We start from the raw sequence: 16952 nt of genomic DNA, 5'->3' as shown, positions 1-16952 counted from the left end.
GCGGAGCCCGGTGTGAGCGGGGAATGGTCTCGTGCTGATCCGAGGCCTCAACCCTGCCCGCTGCTCCCGGCGAGGCCCAATCGCGCTGACTCACCGCGTAACACGGCGGTGCCCTCTGCAAATTCGAAGGAGAAACTCGCGCCGCACCCCGCCGGATCCTGATGCCCACGTTGCCGGCCGCAGGTTTCTCCTTCGAATTCAGAATCGGAATCGGAATCGGAATCAAAAACAAATTCCGCCTCGTGTGAACCTTCCGGTGCTCTACCTCGTCGTACGGGTGACAGCAGTTCCGCCCCAGACGAGAAGAGACCCCGATGGCCCCCCGTACCCGAGCAGCACTTCTGACCATGACCGGCCTCTCGGCGATCGGCGTGCTCGCCGGATGCGCCAGCACCGGCACCGCCGACGCCGGATCAGGAACCGCAGGATCCGCCCCGGCCGCCACCACCACCACCACGCCCGCGGCCGGTTCTGGCGCTACGAGCGGCACGGCCACCACATCCGGCGCCTACAAGGACGGTTCGTACACCGAGCAGGGCACCTACTCGTCGCCCGGTGGCAAAGAGGTCATCAGTGTGAACCTCGTGATCGCGAGCGACGCGGTCAAGGCTGTCACCGTGAAGACCGTCAAGGCCGATCCCACGGCGACGCAGTACCAGAACAAGTTCATCGGCGGCATCGGCGACGCCGTCGTCGGCAAGAAGATCGACGACCTCAACGTCACCAACGTGGCGGGCTCGTCGCTCACCAGCCAGGGTTTCGCCGACGCCCTCGGCAAGATCAAGACCGATGCCAAGGCCTGACGTGCTGGAGGCACCGGCCGCGCTCGAGGCACCGGACGTGCTGGAGGCACCGGACGTGCTGGAGGCACCGGCCGTGCTCGCAGAGCTCGACGCACCGGCCGTTCTCGACGCGTCCGGCCAGCATCGCTTCGAGGCGATCGGCACCGTGTGGCACATCACGACCGACCGCGCGCTTCCCGCCGACGTGCGCCGCGCGGTCGCCGAGCGCATCGAGCGGTTCGACCGCGACTGGTCGCGTTTCCGTGCCGACTCGCTGGTGAGCGCGATCGCCCGCACTCCGGGGCAGTACGTCCTTCCGGCCGATGCTGCGCCCTTGCTCGACCTCTACGCCCGGCTCGACCGCGCGACCGACGGCAGCGTCAACCCCCTGGTGGGGCGCCGCCTCGAGGGTCTCGGCTACGACGCCGCCTACTCGCTGGTCGCGTCGGCCGACCCGGTGGGCGTTCCCGCCTGGAGCGACGCGGCGACCTGGGACGGCCGCGTGCTCACCACCCGCGAGCCCGTGATGCTCGACATCGGGGCGGCAGGCAAGGGCTACCTCGTCGATCTGGTGGCCGGGATCCTTCGGTCTTTCGGGGTCGACGAGTACGTCGTCGATGCCGGGGGAGACCTGCTGCACCGTGGTGCCACGCCGGCCCGGGTCGCCCTGGAGCACCCCGACGACCCGTCGCTCGCCATCGGCGTCATCGAACTCGACAACGCCGCACTGGCCGCTTCGGCGCCGAACCGCCGCACCTGGGGTGACGGTCTCCACCACATCCTCGACGCGCGCACCGGCGAACCCACCCGTGACGTTCTCGCCACCTGGGCGCTGGCGCCGACGGCGCTCGAGGCCGACGGCCTGGCGACGGCGCTCTTCTTCGGCGGAGTCGACGAGCTGCGAGCCGCGGGGGTCGGTGATCGGTTCGAGGGGCTCAGGATCCTCCGCGGCCCGGTCGTCGAGGCCTCTCCCGTGTTCGAGGCGGTGCTCTTCGCATGACCGCCACCTCGCCCTCCGCGGCCCGGGCGTCGCTCGGCCGATCGCCCAGGAGCCTCTCGACCTGGCTCGACTCCGTCACCGCCCGCGTCACCATGTACCGGCTCGTGCTCCTCGCACTGCTGGTCGTGGTCGCGGCTGCCCTCGTGACGAGCGTCGCCGGGCTCATCGCCTACGAGCCCCTCGCGATTTTGGCGAACGGCGCGGCGGTCGTCGTCGCGACGCTCGTCAGCAATCGGCTGTTCGCGCTGGTCTTCCGCGTCCGATCGCACACCGAGTCGTCGCTCGTCACGGCGCTCATACTGCTGCTGCTCTTCCAGCCGTCGCTGACCACCCTCAGCGTGGGAGCGGTCGCCCTCGCCGGCGTGATCGCCTCGGCGTCGAAGTACTTGCTGGCCGTTCGCGGACGCCACGTGGTCAACCCGGCCGCTTTCGCCGCCGTTGTGATCAGCGTCGCGCTGCCAGCGGCCTTCCCCGGGTGGTGGGTCGGTGCTCCGGCTCTGCTCCCGGTCGTTCTCGTGGCCGCCCTCGTCATTCTCCACCGCACCCGCAAGCTGCCGCTCGGAGCCGTCTTCGTCGTGGTCGCAACGGTCGGCGTGACCCTCGCCGGATTGTCCTTCGGCAGTTCGTTGTCGGCGGCCCTCTCGGCTGCCGTGCTCTCGTCGCCGATCGTGTTCTTCGCCGGATTCATGCTGACCGAGCCCCTGACCCTGCCGCCCCGTCGCTGGCAGCAGCTCGCGCTGGCCGTGGTCGTCGGCGTGCTCTTCGCCGTTCCGTTCCACTTCGGTCCGCTCTACGGCACCTACGAGCTCGCCCTCGTCATCGGGAACATCCTGGCGTTCGCCGTCGGGCAGCGCCGCGGTGTGCGGCTGGAGTTCGTCGAGCGGCGTCGACTGTCGCCGTCGAGCTGGGAGCTGTCATTCCGCCCCAGGAAGCCGATCCGTTTCCAGGCCGGCCAGTACCTGGAGCTCGGCCTGCCGCACTCCGGTGCCGACACCCGGGGTCAGCGACGCACCTTCAGCATCGTGTCGCCGCCCTCCGAGCGCGACGTCGTCCGCTTCGGCATCAAGACCGCTGATCGTTCGAGCAGCTTCAAGACCCGGCTGCTCGCCCTCGAGCCCGGCGAGCGAGTCACCGGAACCCTCGTGGGCGGCGACTTCCTCCTGCCGCGCGACGAGTCGGTTCCGCTCCTGCTCGTCGCCGGAGGCATCGGCATCACCCCGTTCGTCAGTCATCTACGCGACGTGCAGGCCCGGTCTGCCTCCACCGACGCCGTGGTGATCTACTCGGTGTCGACGCCCGACGAGGCCGCCTACCTCGACGAGCTGCCCCTCGGCGGTCGGCTCCGCGGCGTCCTCCTCGCACCGGAGAGCCCGTCGGCACTTCCCGCCGGGTGGACCTACGGCGGGAGCGGGCCCCTCACCGCCGATCTGCTGCAGAGCACCGTGCCGGACGCCGGGTCGAGGCGCGCCTACGTGGCGGGATCGCCGCGGCTCGTGAGCGGTGTGCGCCGGATCCTGCGCTCCTCGGGTGTGAAACGCGTCGTGACCGACGCCTTCACCGGATACTGAGACACAGGAGGCGACCATGCCCGAGAAACGAACGCCGCGCGGCGACCGCGGAGCGCTGCTCCAGGCGGTCCACGACGCGCATGCGCCCGCGCTCCACCGGTACGTCGCCCGGCTCACCAGCGATCCCGCTCTCGCCGAAGACATCGTGCAGGAGTCGCTGCTGCGGCTCTGGAAGAACCACTCGCTGCTCGAATCGGACGACCTGGCCGCGCGACGGTGGCTGTTCACCGTCGCGCGCAACCTCTCGGTCGACGAAGCGCGCAGCGCCAGGAGTCGGCACGAGATCCAGTCGGAGCTCGTGCCCGAGCGCGCCAGCCCGGACGAAACCGACGCCAGCCTGTCGAAGTGGTTGCTGCAAGACGCCCTCAAATCGCTCAGCCGCGAGCATCGGGCCGTCGTGATCGGCGCCTATCACCTAGGGCTGCCGATTGCCGAGCTGGCCGCGCAGGCCGGCGTTCCCGAGGGAACGATCAAATCGCGCCTGCACTACGGCCTGCGGGCCCTCCGGCTGGCACTGCAAGAACGAGGAGTGACCCAATGACGAATCACCCCGACTCGGTTCCCGGAGATCATCCGAGGCGCTGGGACGCCGCCTACGTGCTCGGAGCGCTGACCCCCGCCGAGAGCCTCGAATACGAGGCGTACCTCGACGAGCACCCCGCGGCGCGCGACGACGTCGCCGATCTCGCCCGCCTGCCCGGCCTGCTCCGATCGATCTCGGTCGACGAGGCGGTGGCGCTGCTCGACGACGAGCCGACCCACGACGTCGCCGCCGGCACCTGCACGGTGCAGGCACTCGCCGCTCGCGTCTCGGCCCGTCGACGTCGCCGCCGTGTCGGAGCGAGCCTCGTCGCGGCCGCGGCGGTCGTCGCGCTGGTCGTCGGCGGCTACACGCTGGGAGGCCTCACGGCGGGGGCATCAGGATCCTCGGAACCCTCTGCCGCCATGACGCCCGCGGGCGGAAGCCAAGTCACCGCCGAAATCGCCCTCGCCTCGACGAAGTGGGGCTCACGTCTCGACTGGGAGTGCTCGTATGCCACGGCGTGGAAGGGCGGATCGGGGTCGTACGACCTCCTCGTGACCGACGACAGCGGCGCCCAGACCGTCGTGGCCTCGTGGCAGGCGATCGGCGGAAAGGCGACGGGTCTGACGGCGGCGACCGCTATTCCCGCGGCGTCGATCCGGGCCGTGTCGATTACCGTGACGGGCAGCACCGTGCCGCTCGCGACGCGTCACTTCGAATAGCTCGCGCCCCGCGTCGTCGCTGCCGCCTTCGAATTTGAAGGAGAAACGCGTGCAGCACCCCGCCGGATCCTGATGTTTCCGGTTCCGGCGGGGTGCTTTTCCTTCGAATTTGCAAGCAGGGCCCGGCTAGGCCTAGCTAGGCGCGGTGGTTCGGGTGCGGCTCGTGCGGCGCCGAGCTCGGCGCGTCGACGGGTGCCGGCGCGGCGTGAGCGTGAGCACGCGAGCCCGGAGCGGCCGAGGATCCCTCGCCGGCCGTCTCGGCATCGGGGTGCGAGCGCTCGAGCTTCGCGCCCTCCACATCGACGTCGGGCACGATGCGGTCGAGCCACTTCGGGAACCACCAGGCCGACTTGCCGAGCAGGTGCATCGCCGCCGGGATCAGCAGCATGCGCACGACGAAGGCGTCGAGGAGCACACCGAAGGCGAGACCGAAGCCGATCGGGCGGATCGTCGACGACTCCGAGAAGATGAAGCCGGAGAACACCGAGATCATGATGATTGCCGCGGCTGTCACGACGGCGCGACCGGCGTAGAGGCCGCGCTGAACGGCGATCTTGGCGGGGGCACCGTGGGCATACGCCTCGCGCATGCCCGACACCAGGAACAGCTGGTAGTCCATCGCGAGACCGAACAGCACACCGACCTCGATCACGGGCAGGAAGCTCAGGATCGGGGCGGGGTCGTGCACGCCGAACACTGCGCTGGCCCAGCCGAACTGGTAGACCGCGGTGAGGGCGCCGAAGGTCGCGAGCAGCGAGAGCACGAAGCCGGCGGTCGCGGTCAGCGGCACCAGGATCGAGCGGAACACGAGGATCAGGATCAGCAGCGAGAGTCCGACCACGAGCACGAGGTAGATCGGCAGCGCAGTGGCGAGCTTCTCCGAGACGTCGATGTTGGCGCTGGCGTTGCCCGCGACACCGAGGGTGATGTCACCGGAGTCGGACGTGACGGGCGACATGTCGCGCAGAGCGTGCACGAGGGTCTCGGTCGATTCGCTCGACGGGCCGCCCTTCGGCACGACCTGGAACGCCACGAGCGTGCCGTCGTTCGAGGCGCCGATCGGCACGACTGCCGACACGTCGCTCTTGGCCGAGATGGCATCGCCGACCGTGATCTCCTGCTTCAGGAGGTCGTCGCCGGTCGCCTTCTCCGGCAGATTCGCCACGACGACCAGCGGGCTGTTCTGCCCGGCGCCGAACTCCTTCTCGAGGGCCTTGTAGGCCTTGTACTGGCTGGAATCGGTGGCCTCCGACGAACCGTCGGGCAGGCCGAGCCGCATCTGCATGGCGGGCAGGGCGACGACGCCGAGCACGACGACCCCGACGATGAGGGTGACGACGGCGCGCCAGGTCTTCATCGGCGAGTTCGGCATCCGGGTCGAGCCGGTGTTGCCGATGGCCGCGCGCTCTTTCTTGCGCAGGATCCGGATGCCCACCAGAGAGAGCATCGCCGGCGTGAACGTGATCGCCACGAGGATTGCCACGAGAACCGCCGCAGCGCCCACCGTGCCCATCAGGCCGAGGAACGGAATGCCGGTGACATTGAGCGCGAGGAGCGCCACGATCACGGTCGAGCCGGCGAAGACGACGGCGTTACCCGAGGTGCCGTTGGCGAGGCCGATCGACTCGTGCAGCTCCATGCCCTGCTTGAGCTGCTTGCGGTGCCGGTTGAGGATGAAGAGGGAGTAGTCGATGCCGACGGCGAGACCCAGCATGATGCCGAGCACCGTCGTGACCGAGTTGAACTCGACCACGCCCGAGAACGCCATGGCGCCGAGCACGGATGCGCCCAGTCCGACGACCGCGCTGAGGAGTGGCAGGATGGCGCCGATGATGGTCGACAGCATGATCAGCAGCACGATCGCCGCCACGATCACGCCGACCACCTCGCCCGGCCCCACGATGCTCGGCACGCCCGCGGCAATGTCGCTCGAGACGTACACGTGCACGCCGTCGATGCCCTTGTCGGACTTCTCGACGATCGCGGTCTTGAGGTCGGGGTCGACCTCGTAGGTTCCGGTGGTGAACTGGACGGAGCCGACGGCGGTGGTGTCGTCTTTCGAGACGAAGCGGATGTTCGACGAGAGGTCGAGCACCTTCGAGTTCAGTTCGAGCGTGGTGCTCTGGGCCTCGAGCTTGGCGGTGCCCTCATCGATCTTCTTCTGGTTGGCCTCGAGGGTCGCGGTCTGCGAGTCGAGCACCGACTGCTGCTGGTCGAGCTGGGCCTTCGCGGCCGCGTACTGACCCGCGGCCTTGGCCTGAGCGATCGCGGAGTCGAGCTGCTTCTGGGCGCCCGCGAGCTGGGTCGTGCCGGCGTCGAGCTGATCCTGCGAGTCGGCGAGGGTCGTCTTAGCGTCGGCGATCTGCGCACGACCATCGACGATCTTCTGCCTGCCGTCGTCGAGCTGCGCCTGCGTCGTGAACGGATCGGTGGTCGCCTTGACTCCCGACATGTCGCCGACGTCTTTCAGCCACGCCGAGATGTCCGACTTCTCGGTCGACGTGAACGCCTTGCCGTCGTCGGTCTCGAAGACGACGCTGCCCGACCCGCCCGACGCCTTCGGGAACTCGTCGGCGAGCTGGTTCGTCACCTTCTCGGTGGCCGTGCCGGGAATGCTGATCGACGACGAGATCGTGCCCTTGAAGAGCGAGAACCCGACACCGGCGAGACCGATGATCACGATCCAGGCGACGATGACGACCCAGTGTCGGCGCGCCGAGAAGCGCCCGAGACGGTAGAGGAGACCGGCCATTGTGGAGCCCGAGCCTTTCAGTTCTGTGCGGTGGAGGAGGTGGGGTGCGCCGGTGAACCCCGGGGAGCCGTCTGACGACGGACGAATAGGTCAGGAGCCCGAAGAGTAGCCGGACCGGAGTGTGCTCGTGAGGCGGTTCAACAGGTGTCGCCACTGGCTTCGCGAGTCGTCGTCGAGCCGGACGCCGCAGAGCAGCACCCAGCGTTTCGCGATGACCAGGACGCCGCTCATCAGCGAGTGGACCAGGATCTCGACGTCGAGGTCGTCGACCCCGGGGTGGCGGCGGGAGGCCTCGACCAGCAGCCTCTCGGCCACTCGGGTGAACGCCTCGTCGCTGAGCGTGTCGCCGCGCGGATCGTCGACGTCGGGCGCGCCGAGCAGGCTGCCGATGCTGGCGATCGTCGCCGGCAGGTCGGTCGACTCGAGGCTGGCCGTGATCTCGTCGAACAGGGCGAGGAGAGTGTCGGCTCCGACCGGCCGGGTCGCCACGGCCGACACGAAGTCGTCGATGATCACGTCGAGGATCTCGGCGCACAGCGTCAGGAGGATCTCGTCGATCGACGCGAAGTGGTTGAACACGGTGCGCCGGGCGATGTCAGCCCGTTCGGCCAGTTCGTCGGCGCTGAAGAAGGGCCCGGAGCGTTCCGCGACGAGCGACCGGGCAGCCTCGAGAATGGCCGCACGGTGTCGTGCCTTGAGGGCCGCTCGGCGATCGGGTGCGGTGGTCACCGGGGCAGCGGATGAGGGGCGAGCGTCGGGCACCCGTTCACACTAGGTGCATCGATGCACCGAGTGCACCAGCATGCATGCGATTCGCAGGAAGACCCCGTCGAAATGGCTCTCACTCGACCAGCAGTTGACAGATCTTTAGCTGTCGACGATCGTCAGCCCATGCCCATGGCCGATCTCGTCCTCGAAGGTGGGGGAGTCAAAGGATCCGGTCTGGTCGGCGCGGTCGCGGCCCTCCAGTCCGGCGACGACCCCTACGTGTTCCAGCGCTACGCCGGTTCCAGTGCCGGAGCCATCGTGGCCGCGCTCTTGGCCGCCGGGTACTCGGTCGGGGAGCTCAAGACCGTCATGGACGAGCTCGACTTCCGCCGCTTCCGCGATCTGCCGCTGCCCTGGCGTGTCGTTCCCGGAGCCGCCACCGTCGGTGCCGCTTTCGGCCTGGTGTTCCGTCGCGGGCTGTACCGGACCGCATTTCTCCACACGTGGATCGCGGAGAAGCTCGCGGCGAAGGGTGTGACGACATGGGCCGATCTGAGAGACGAGGATCCCGACAGCGCCCTCCCTGCCGATCGCCGCTACCGGCTCGTCGTCGTCACCTCCAACGTCTCGGCCGGCCGCATGCTGCGCGTGCCGTGGGACGTCCGCGACCAGCTCGGCGTCGACCCCGACACGATGCTCGTCGCCGATGCCGTCACCGCGTCCGCGTCGATTCCCTTCTTCTTCCGGCCGAAGCGGCTCGGCCGCGCCCTCGTCGTCGACGGAGGGCTCCTCTCCAACTACCCGATCGCGATCTTCGACCGGCACGACGGGCGATCCGCGCGCTGGCCGACCCTCGGCATCAAGCTGTCCGCCCGCGAGGCGGCAGGCGCCGAGAAACCCGGGGAGGCGCGTTCGATCTTCGCGTTCGCGGTGTCGGTCGCACGGACCCTGATCGGTGCGCATGATCGCGTCTATGTCGCGGATCCTTCGTTCGCCTCCCGTACCGTCTTCGTCGACACGACCGGGTACTCCTCGATCCAATTCGATCTGTCGGCTGCCGACAAGGACGTGCTGTACCGGCGCGGAGTCGCCGCGGGGGAGAAGTTCGTGCGCTGCTGGGACTACGAGAAGTGGAAGGCCGGCGACTACGCCTCGATCATTGCCGGGGTGCCCCGCGACGCCTGACCCGCCCGCCCCGCCCGTCCCGCCCGAATTTGAAGGAAAAACGCGAGGCAGCGGCCCCCGATCGGCATGAAGTCGTCGGCCGGGCGCTGTTTCTCCTTCGAATTTGAAGGAGGACCGGGTGCCCCGCGACCAGGGCTAGGGTTCGACCATGGAAGTGCGAACCGAACGCGGCCTCGATCGACTCGTGAATTTCTCCGACGCCACCGTGGCGATCGCGATCACGCTGCTCATTTTGCCGCTCGTCGATCTGGCGGGCGAGGTGAAGAGCGAGAGCCTCGGATCCTTCTTCCATGATCACCTGTCCGCCCTGACCAGTTTCGCGATCACCTTCGCCGTGATCGGTCGATTCTGGTCGGCGCACCATCGAGTCTTCGAGTTCGCGATCGCCTACGATCACCGCATTGTCACGGTGAACCTCGTCTGGCTCGCCTCGATCGTCTTTCTGCCGTTCGCGGCGAACATCCTGTCGAATTCGTCGGGGGAGCCGTCGGTCTCGGCGCTGTATATCGGCACCATGATCGTGACGAGCGGTGCCGCGGCCGTTCTCGACTGGCTGCTCGTGCATACGCCGGGGCTCGGCAATCCGGAGACGATCGCCCGGTTGCAGGTGTCGACGGCCGTGGTCTTCACCTGCCTGCTCGTGCTGTCGATGCTGATCGCCGTGGTTTTTCCAGTCATCGGGCTCTATGCACTGCTGCTTCTCTTGCTGGCACCCGCCGTCGGGCGCTTCTGGTCGGGGCGCCGCGCGGCCCGCACCTGACCCGCCGCCCCACCCCGTCCGAATTTGAAGGAAAAACGCGAGGCGACGGCCCGCCGATCGGCATGAAGTCGTCGGCCGAGCGGCGTTTCTCCTTCAAATTCGGAGACGCGGGTCAGAGAACTACTCGCCGTCGCGCTTCGCCTGCTGGCCCGGGTCGCGTCCGGTGATGGGGAAGGGGCCGGTGACGCCCTCGCGGATCGCGGCGATCTGCAGGATCCGGTCGCGCTGCAAGAACCAGCCGAGGATCAGCAGCGGAATGATGATGACGAGCGAGGCGACCGTGATGGTGCCAATCGGCCAGTCGATGGCCATCAGCACCAGCACTGCGACGAGGAACGCCAGGGTGATCCACGAGGTGTAGGGCGCACCGGGCATCCGGAAGGTGGGCGCTTTCGCCTTGCCCTCCTTGACGAACTGGCGGAACTTCATCTGACACAGGATGATCGTCGCCCACGCCGTCACGATGCCGAGGGCCGAGACGTTCAGCACGATCTCGAACGCCTGGTCGGGCACGATCGCGTTGAGGCCGACGCCGAGGAGCGTGATGGCCGCGGTGAGCAGAATTCCGCCGTAGGGCACCCCGCCCTTCGACATGACCGTCGTGAACTTCGGTGCGGAGCCGTTCATGCCCATCGAGTGCAGCACGCGACCGGTCGAGTACAGACCGGCGTTGAGGCTCGACAGGGCCGCGGTCAGCACGACGAAGTTCATGATCGAGCCGGCGATCTCACCCACCTGGGGGTTGCCGAGGCTGCCGAAGAAGGTGACGAACGGGCTCTCGCCCGCCTTGTACGACGTGTAGGGGAGGAGGAGCGAGAGCAGCACGAGCGAGCCGACGTAGAAGACGGCGATGCGGATGATGACCGTGTTGATCGCCCGAGGCACGACCTTCTCGGGATTCTGCGTCTCGCCGGAAGCCGTGCCGACGAGCTCGATCGCCGCGTAGGCGAACACGACGCCCTGGATGATCAGGACGGCCGGGAGCAGACCCTTCGGGAGGATGCCTCCGTTGTCGCGGAGCACGGCGAGACCGGTGTCGATGCTGTTGCCGTCTTGCGTGACAGGGAACGCTGCGGCGAGCCAGACGACGCCGATGATCAAGAAGATCACGAGGGCCGTCACCTTGATGAGCGCGAACCAGAACTCCATCTCGCCGAAGACCTTGACGGCCACGAGATTCAGGCTGAGCACCACGGCCAGCGCGATGAGCGCGAGAAGCCACTGGGGCGCCGACGTGAAGGCACTCCAGTACTGCAGGTAGAGGGCTACAGCGGTGGTGTCGACGATGGCGGTCATCGCCCAGTTCAAGAAGTACATCCAGCCGGCCGCGTAGGCGAACTTCTCACCGAAGAACTCGCGGGCGTACGAGATGAACGAGCCCGATGACGGGCGATGCAGCACCAACTCGCCGAGCGCGCGCAGGATGAAGAACGCGAACACGCCGCAGATGGCGAACACGATCGCGAGGGCCGGGCCCGCCGTCGCGAGGCGCCCGCCGGCGCCGAGGAACAGCCCGGTGCCGATCGCGCCGCCGATGGCGATCATCTGCAACTGGCGCGGCTTCAGGCCTTGATGAAAGCCCTCCTGCTCGTGCGAGAAGTCTTGGGCGACGAACTCGTCATTCGCCGTGCTGTCGGGGCCGGCTGCCTTTTTCGGGGAGCCAGTGCCCCCCGTGGTGGGGGTCGTCATTGCGGCACGGTACAAGTATTCCAGGCTCACCGCCAGTCGGCATTTCAGGATCCGCGGGGTGGTTCTCAGCGGGTACCGGGTGACAACCCGGCAAACGTCTTGGAGAAAACGGGCGTTCTCGAAGACGCCGTCACTAGGTTGATGAGCGTGTCACTAGCTCCCCTCGACCGGCCGCGCCGCCCCGTCTCCATCAGCACTCGCGCTCTCTCCGACGACCTCGCGCAGGTCTCCGTGCCCGGCCAGGTGCTCGGTTACGTTCGCTCCCAGTGGAACGGCTTCGCCGCCCTCCGCGGGGTACATCTGGCATCCGCTCAGCTCGTCGGAACCTACGCGACTCGCGGCCTGGCGCTCGAGGCTCTGCGGCTGCGCCCTCGCTCGATCTAGTACTCCGTAGGCTGGGTCGATGACCTGGTTACAGCCCGTCCTGTCCGTGGCCGCGGCCGTCGTAATCGCCTTCGTGGTGTCGGCGATCGTCTCCCTCGTGTTCAAACTCGTCGCCAAGAAGGAGGAGTGGGCGTCGCGCCTCGTCGCACGGGTGCGTCGGCCGTTCCGAGTGACCCTGCTGGTGGCTCTCGTGTGGATCGCCTTCTCGTTGTCGATGGACGACGTGGCACCGAATTACCCGGGGCACGAGATCGTGGCCCAAGTGTTCCGGTGCCTGTTGATCGTCGTCGTCGCTTGGCTCATCGGATCCTTGGCCATCTTCTTCGAAGACCTCGGGCTGGCGCGCTATCGCCTCGATCAGCCTGACAACCGGGTGGCCCGGCGCCTGCGCACGCAGGTGCTGATCATCCGGCGTCTGACGGTCGCGTTGATCGTGATCATCGCGGGTGGCGCGATCCTGCTCGGATTCCCGGGCGTCGAGGCCGTCGGCGCCAGCGTCCTGGCGAGCGCCGGTCTCGTCTCGGTGATCGCTGGTCTGGCCGCGCAGTCGACGCTCGCGAACGTCTTCGCCGGAATCCAGCTCGCCTTCAGTGATGCGCTCCGGGTCGACGACGTCGTGGTCGTCGAGACCGAGTGGGGCCGCATCGAAGAGATCACCCTCACCTACGTGGTCGTGCACATCTGGGACGACCGCCGCATGGTGCTGCCCTCGACGTACTTCACGACGACCCCGTTCCAGAGCTGGACGAGACGCAACTCGGAGTTGCTCGGCTCGGTCGATTTCGACCTCGACTGGAGAGTGACGCCGGGATCGATGCGACAGGAGCTCGACCGGATCCTCGACTCCACCGAGCTGTGGGATCAGCGTGTCAAGGTGCTGCAGGTGACGGACGCCGTGGGCGGTTTCGTGCACGTGCGCATTCTCGTGTCGGCGGTCGATTCGGCGTCGCTGTTCGACCTGCGATGCCTGGTGCGCGAGGAGCTGATCTCGTGGATGCACGAGCACAGTCCGCAGTCGATGCCGCGCACCCGCGTGCAGATGGTCGAGCAGGAGGTCGCGCCGCGCGGCGCGAAGCCGAAGTCGACCGCGGGGGAGTCGGCCCTCTTCACCGGCGAGAACGCCGACGCCGACCGGGCCGCGCTCTTCACGACGTCCATTCCCGTGATCGATCGCGACGAGGTCTAGCCGCATAACGACGCGGTCCGGCCGAACCGACCTGGCGCGCCACGTCGATTCGGCCGAACCGCGTCGGTTCGCTCGCTTGGATCAGTCGGCGTCGTTGGCCGCGTCGACGACGTTGCCGACCGCGATCGCGGTCGATGCGGCCCAGGCGACCCAGAGCAGCACGAGGCGCCAGTCACGCGGACCGCTCTTCGTGGCCTTCAGCGCGCTGAAGCCGCTGAATGCCGCGCTGATGATGGCTCCGTTGAAAAGAAACTTGCGCACGCAGTACTCCTAAAGTCGAGGACTTCCGAGCGTACCCGGACGCAGCCCCGTCCTGCCCGATCGCCGCTGTCCGCCCACGACACCGCAACCCACTAGGGTTTCAATTCTCATGAAGACAGCCCTCATCGGCGCGGGTCTCGCTGTGGTCGGCATCGTCGCCGCGCTCACGGGAATCCTGTCGCCCTCCGCCCTCGTCGAACTCCTCGACCGTGTCGCCCCCGTCCTCGGCTTCGTGATCGGTCTGACGATCGTCGCCGACCTCGCCGCCGAAGCGGGCCTGTTCTCCTGGCTCGCCAGCGCCGCGGCCCGTTTCTCGCTGGGCCGAGTGTGGGTGCTCTGGCTGCTGGTCGTCGTGCTCTCCGTGCTCTGCACCGTCTTTCTGTCGCTCGACACGACCGCGGTGCTGCTGACACCGGTCGTCGTGCTCGTCGCCCGCCGAGTGGGAGCGTCGCCGCTCCCGTTCGCCTTCACAGCCATCTGGATCGCGAACTGCGGATCGCTGCTGCTGCCGGTGTCGAACCTGACCAACCTGCTGGCCGTGCATGCGCTCGGCAACCCCCCACCACTCTCGTACGCGGCATTGGTCGGCCCTGCGGCGGCGGTCGGGATCCTCGTCCCCGTCGTCGCGATCGCCATCCGCTACCGTCGCGAGTTGTCGGGCCGCTTTCCGGCCGTGTCCTCCGAACCCGCGTCGGACCGCCCGCTGTTCGTCGTCGCGGCCGTGGTCGTCGTGCTGCTCGTTCCGGCTCTGGTCTCGGGGATCGAGGTCTGGATCCCGGCGGCGGGTGCCGCGCTCGTGCTCGTCGTGGCGTTCGCGATCCGGCGTCGGGCCGCGTTGAAGCTCACGCTGGTGCCGTGGGGAACGCTCTTGTTCGCGTCCGGTCTCTTTCTCGTCGTGGCGGCCGCTCAGGCGCTCGGGCTCGCCCGGCTGCTCGGCGACCTCGTGGGCACCGGCGACGACTTCGGGTCGCTGCTCCGTCTGGCGGGGGGCGCCGCCCTGTCGGCTAACGCCGTCAACAACCTTCCCGCCTATCTGGCGCTCGAGCCGGTCGGCGGCTCCGAGCTGCGGCTCGTCGCGATTCTGATCGGCGTCAACCTCGGCTGCATCGTGACGCCGTGGGCTTCGCTCGCGACGCTGCTGTGGCACGGCCGTCTGTCGGCCCTCGACGTCGAGGTGCCGTGGAAGAGGTTCATCCTCGCTGGCCTCGTGCTCACCGTCGTGATGCTGCCGCTGTCGATCCTGGCGCTGGTCGCCCTCTAGTCAGCGTCGTTCCGCCGCCGGGTCACGTCAGAGAAGGATCCGCTAGCGCACCCACACGACAGTGCCGTTGAGGTCGCTCAGCACGGCGGCGATACCCGCGCGCAGGGCACGGCCCGCTCGCTCGTCGGTGAACGTCGAGGCGTCGTAGTGGCTCGGGGTGCCGAGACCCTCGCCGCGGAACCCGGCGCCGGTCCAGTCGGCCGCGGTGACGTTCGAGGTCGGCTCGGCGATCTCGGCGCCGAGCACGAGGAACTGCTGGTGCAGGGCACTCGGCGAGAGGGCGGCGAGCGGATCGACCATGGCGTTGCCGACGCTGATCACCAGGTCGGCCTTCTTCTCGACCGCTCTCGTGACGGCAGCGAGCCGGTCGTCGGCGGACGAGGCGACGACGGGCGTCACCCTCACATCAGCCGAGGAGGCCCACGACTTCACGGAGCGGACCAGCGTTCGTGTGGCGGCGTCGTCTCCGCTCGACAGGAGGACGACCCGGTATCCGGCCGGCGGGTGCACGGCGTCCCAGGAGCCGGGCTCGGGGCGGAGCGTTCCTTCCGGCGCGGGCGGCTTGTCGGGGTCATAGAAGCCGGCACCGAGCGCCGAGGCGGAGCTCGTGACGGTCGGCGCCGAATCGGTCCCGTTCGAGTCGATCCCGGTGGGCGACAGTGCGCTGCCGCACCCGCTGAGGAGGAGCGCCGCGGTGACGGCGAGCGGCCCCAGGGTGAGGAATGCGCGGCTCTTCACGAGATCTCCCGACGTGTGATGGTGCGTGATCGCCACAATGCAATCACGGCGATCGGGCGCGAAAGGGCCGAGCGTCGATCTGTCTGCGGGCCGGTCACCGACTGTTCCCCTCCCGTCCACCCGCACGCGCAATCGTCTTGCCAGTGACCCGTCTCAGCAGTGCCCTGCTCCTTCTCGCCCTCCTCGCGGCGTCCGTGTTCGTCGGCGCATCGGCTGCCTCGGCCCACGGATTCTCGTCCGTCGTGTACGCGCATGTCTCGTCGACCGAGCCGGAGCGCGTGCAGGCGAAGCTCGCCCTCGAGTACGACCTGATGCTGGTGTCGGTGGGCACCAGCGAGAAAGACGACGCCTTCTATCGCGTGGGCCAGAAGGCCTGGGACGACGGCGACTATCCCGGCATGGTCGAGGCGGCGGAGCAGAACCACGACGCCCTGGCCGATTACGTGTCGAAGCGGTTCAGCGTGAGGGCGGCCGGCGGCGAGCAGTGCACCGCCGAACTGCAGAAGAACGTCACCGTCGACCTCCAGGACGAGGTGCCCTACGCGAACCTCGTCGTCGACTACAGCTGCCCCGCCCCGTCGAAGACTCAGAGCGGGCACACGGTCACGTCGACGCTCTTTCCCGACAGCGAGACGTTCGTGACCGGCACCAAGACGATCGTGGTCTACGCCGTCGACGGGAAACAAGGATCCGCGACCCTCGACGCTCAGCAGAAGTCGTTCTCGACCGAGCAGACCTCGTTCCAGCGGTTCGGTGAGTTCTTCCGCCTCGGGGCCGAGCACCTCCTCGGCGGCATCGACCACCTGCTGTTCCTCGTCGCGCTGATCGCCGGATCGCGTCGGCTCCGGGAGGTCGTCCTGGCCGCGTCGGCGTTCACCGTCGCGCACTCCATCACGTTCATCCTCGCCGCTCTCGGCGTCGTCAGTCCGCCGTCGATCGTCGTGGAGCCGCTCATCGCCCTGTCGATCGCCGCGGTCGCCGGGTGGTATCTGTGGCGGCTCTGGCGTCGTCGTTCCGGCGCCGACGAGCTCGTCGTGCCCGCGTCGGCAGGGCACTTCGCCCTCGATCGTGCCGGCTGGTCCCGACTCGCGGTGGTCTTCGGATTCGGCCTCATCCACGGGCTCGGCTTCGCGGGAGCCCTGGGCATCCACGAGGCGTTCTCGGGTCAGCTGCTGATCTCGCTGCTGATCTTCAACGTCGGAATCGAGGCGGTCCAGCTGGCGATCATCGTCCTCGTCTTCCCGCCCCTGTCGGTGCTCCGCAAGCGGGCACACCGGGCGTCGCTCGTCGTGACCGGCATCGTCACGGCGGGGGTGTTCGTGATGGGGATGATCTGGTTCATCGAGAGAGTGGCGGCGGGCTGAGGTCGGCCGGGCCGGATCCTGCGTTCCGTGCAAGAAGGCCATTCAGCGTTTACTTATCGTTTGTGCGGC

At 68.2% G+C, this 16952-nt stretch carries 16 protein-coding genes; 11 read left to right on the top strand and 5 right to left on the bottom strand.

From position 1 onward, the window contains the following. The first annotated feature begins 314 nt into the window (after positions 1–314). Genes VH571_RS08890 through VH571_RS08870 form a run of 5 tightly spaced genes read left to right on the top strand, consistent with a single transcriptional unit; the run spans position 315 to position 4595 of the window. The gene (locus tag VH571_RS08890) at positions 315–803 is read left to right on the top strand and encodes a hypothetical protein (RefSeq protein ID WP_423264215.1); all 489 of its coding nucleotides are present in this window, start codon (positions 315–317) and stop codon (positions 801–803) included. Next, entirely contained in the window at positions 790–1782 is a 993-nt protein-coding gene (locus VH571_RS08885; RefSeq protein WP_423264214.1) for an FAD:protein FMN transferase, read from the top strand. The genes VH571_RS08890 and VH571_RS08885 overlap by 14 nt, the downstream gene beginning before the upstream one ends. Continuing rightward, positions 1779–3350 carry an FAD-dependent oxidoreductase gene (locus VH571_RS08880; RefSeq protein WP_423264213.1) on the top strand — a complete coding sequence of 524 codons (1572 nt, stop codon included), beginning with the start codon at positions 1779–1781 and terminating at the stop codon, positions 3348–3350. Before VH571_RS08885 ends, VH571_RS08880 begins: the two co-directional genes overlap by 4 nt. Positions 3351–3366: 16 nt before the next feature. Next, positions 3367–3891: a sigma-70 family RNA polymerase sigma factor gene (locus VH571_RS08875; RefSeq protein WP_423264212.1), complete on the top strand. Its 525-nt coding sequence runs from the start codon at positions 3367–3369 to the stop codon at positions 3889–3891. Continuing rightward, positions 3888–4595, top strand: coding sequence for an anti-sigma factor family protein (locus VH571_RS08870; protein ID WP_423264211.1), 708 nt, complete (start codon positions 3888–3890; stop codon positions 4593–4595). The genes VH571_RS08875 and VH571_RS08870 overlap by 4 nt, the downstream gene beginning before the upstream one ends. Before the next feature lie 136 nt (positions 4596–4731). Here the strand turns inward: VH571_RS08870 and VH571_RS08865 are convergent, their stop codons facing one another. Both VH571_RS08865 and VH571_RS08860 read right to left on the bottom strand, forming a co-directional pair. Beyond that, positions 4732–7347, bottom strand: a complete 2616-nt coding sequence (locus VH571_RS08865) for an MMPL family transporter (protein WP_423264210.1) — start codon at positions 7345–7347, stop codon at positions 4732–4734. 90 nt (positions 7348–7437) lie between these two features. Then, the gene (locus tag VH571_RS08860) at positions 7438–8076 is read right to left on the bottom strand and encodes a TetR/AcrR family transcriptional regulator (RefSeq protein WP_423264209.1); all 639 of its coding nucleotides are present in this window, start codon (positions 8074–8076) and stop codon (positions 7438–7440) included. Between the two features lie 168 nt (positions 8077–8244). On the opposite strand from VH571_RS08860, the gene VH571_RS08855 reads away from it, so the two are divergent. Together VH571_RS08855 and VH571_RS08850 are read left to right on the top strand one after the other, a co-directional pair. Further along, a complete protein-coding gene (locus tag VH571_RS08855) occupies positions 8245–9240 on the top strand; it encodes a patatin-like phospholipase family protein (RefSeq protein WP_423264208.1) in 996 nt (331 codons plus the stop codon). Positions 9241–9388: 148 nt separating this feature from the next. Next, entirely contained in the window at positions 9389–10000 is a 612-nt protein-coding gene (locus tag VH571_RS08850; RefSeq protein ID WP_423264207.1) for a TMEM175 family protein, read from the top strand. Positions 10001–10120: 120 nt separating this feature from the next. On the opposite strand, the gene VH571_RS08845 is transcribed toward VH571_RS08850, so the two are convergent. After that, entirely contained in the window at positions 10121–11689 is a 1569-nt protein-coding gene (locus VH571_RS08845) for an amino acid permease (protein ID WP_084815919.1), read from the bottom strand. A gap of 147 nt (positions 11690–11836) precedes the next feature. Between VH571_RS08845 and VH571_RS08840 the strand changes: the two genes are divergently transcribed. After that, positions 11837–12073, top strand: a complete 237-nt coding sequence (locus VH571_RS08840) for a hypothetical protein (protein ID WP_123944545.1) — start codon at positions 11837–11839, stop codon at positions 12071–12073. A gap of 19 nt (positions 12074–12092) precedes the next feature. Further along, positions 12093–13259 carry a mechanosensitive ion channel family protein gene (locus VH571_RS08835; RefSeq protein WP_423264206.1) on the top strand — a complete coding sequence of 389 codons (1167 nt, stop codon included), beginning with the start codon at positions 12093–12095 and terminating at the stop codon, positions 13257–13259. Positions 13260–13340: 81 nt separating this feature from the next. Here VH571_RS08835 and VH571_RS08830 read toward each other — a convergent pair whose 3' ends face one another. After that, a complete protein-coding gene (locus tag VH571_RS08830; protein ID WP_055958951.1) occupies positions 13341–13520 on the bottom strand; it encodes a hypothetical protein in 180 nt (59 codons plus the stop codon). A 52-nt stretch (positions 13521–13572) separates the two neighbouring features. On the opposite strand from VH571_RS08830, the gene VH571_RS08825 reads away from it, so the two are divergent. Next, on the top strand, positions 13573–14781 hold the full coding sequence (locus VH571_RS08825; RefSeq protein ID WP_423264290.1) for an SLC13 family permease: 1209 nt from the start codon (positions 13573–13575) through the stop codon (positions 14779–14781). Between the two features lie 42 nt (positions 14782–14823). Here the strand turns inward: VH571_RS08825 and VH571_RS08820 are convergent, their stop codons facing one another. Further along, entirely contained in the window at positions 14824–15519 is a 696-nt protein-coding gene (locus VH571_RS08820) for a hypothetical protein (RefSeq protein WP_123944551.1), read from the bottom strand. A 143-nt stretch (positions 15520–15662) separates the two neighbouring features. Here VH571_RS08820 and VH571_RS08815 point away from each other — a divergent pair, with 143 nt between their 5' ends. After that, complete coding sequence (locus VH571_RS08815) at positions 15663–16883, top strand: HupE/UreJ family protein (RefSeq protein ID WP_423264205.1); 1221 nt, start codon at positions 15663–15665, stop codon at positions 16881–16883. Positions 16884–16952 lie beyond the last annotated feature (69 nt).

It is taken from the genome of Frondihabitans sp. 4ASC-45 (genome assembly GCF_049472575.1).
GTDB lineage: Bacteria > Actinomycetota > Actinomycetes > Actinomycetales > Microbacteriaceae > Frondihabitans.
This window is presented reverse-complemented; position numbering and strand designations above follow the sequence as displayed.

What these genes read in the sequence shown, in the direction of transcription:
- VH571_RS08845 (WP_084815919.1), bottom strand. Translation starts at nt 11,689, where the DNA reads ATGACGACCCCCACCACGGGGGGCACTGGCTCCCCGAAAAAGGCAGCC.
- VH571_RS08880 (WP_423264213.1), top strand. Translation starts at nt 1,779, where the DNA reads ATGACCGCCACCTCGCCCTCCGCGGCCCGGGCGTCGCTCGGCCGATCG.
- VH571_RS08850 (WP_423264207.1), top strand. Translation starts at nt 9,389, where the DNA reads ATGGAAGTGCGAACCGAACGCGGCCTCGATCGACTCGTGAATTTCTCC.
- VH571_RS08870 (WP_423264211.1), top strand. Translation starts at nt 3,888, where the DNA reads ATGACGAATCACCCCGACTCGGTTCCCGGAGATCATCCGAGGCGCTGG.
- VH571_RS08865 (WP_423264210.1), bottom strand. Translation starts at nt 7,347, where the DNA reads ATGGCCGGTCTCCTCTACCGTCTCGGGCGCTTCTCGGCGCGCCGACAC.
- VH571_RS08885 (WP_423264214.1), top strand. Translation starts at nt 790, where the DNA reads ATGCCAAGGCCTGACGTGCTGGAGGCACCGGCCGCGCTCGAGGCACCG.
- VH571_RS08890 (WP_423264215.1), top strand. Translation starts at nt 315, where the DNA reads ATGGCCCCCCGTACCCGAGCAGCACTTCTGACCATGACCGGCCTCTCG.
- VH571_RS08855 (WP_423264208.1), top strand. Translation starts at nt 8,245, where the DNA reads ATGGCCGATCTCGTCCTCGAAGGTGGGGGAGTCAAAGGATCCGGTCTG.
- VH571_RS08875 (WP_423264212.1), top strand. Translation starts at nt 3,367, where the DNA reads ATGCCCGAGAAACGAACGCCGCGCGGCGACCGCGGAGCGCTGCTCCAG.
- VH571_RS08835 (WP_423264206.1), top strand. Translation starts at nt 12,093, where the DNA reads ATGACCTGGTTACAGCCCGTCCTGTCCGTGGCCGCGGCCGTCGTAATC.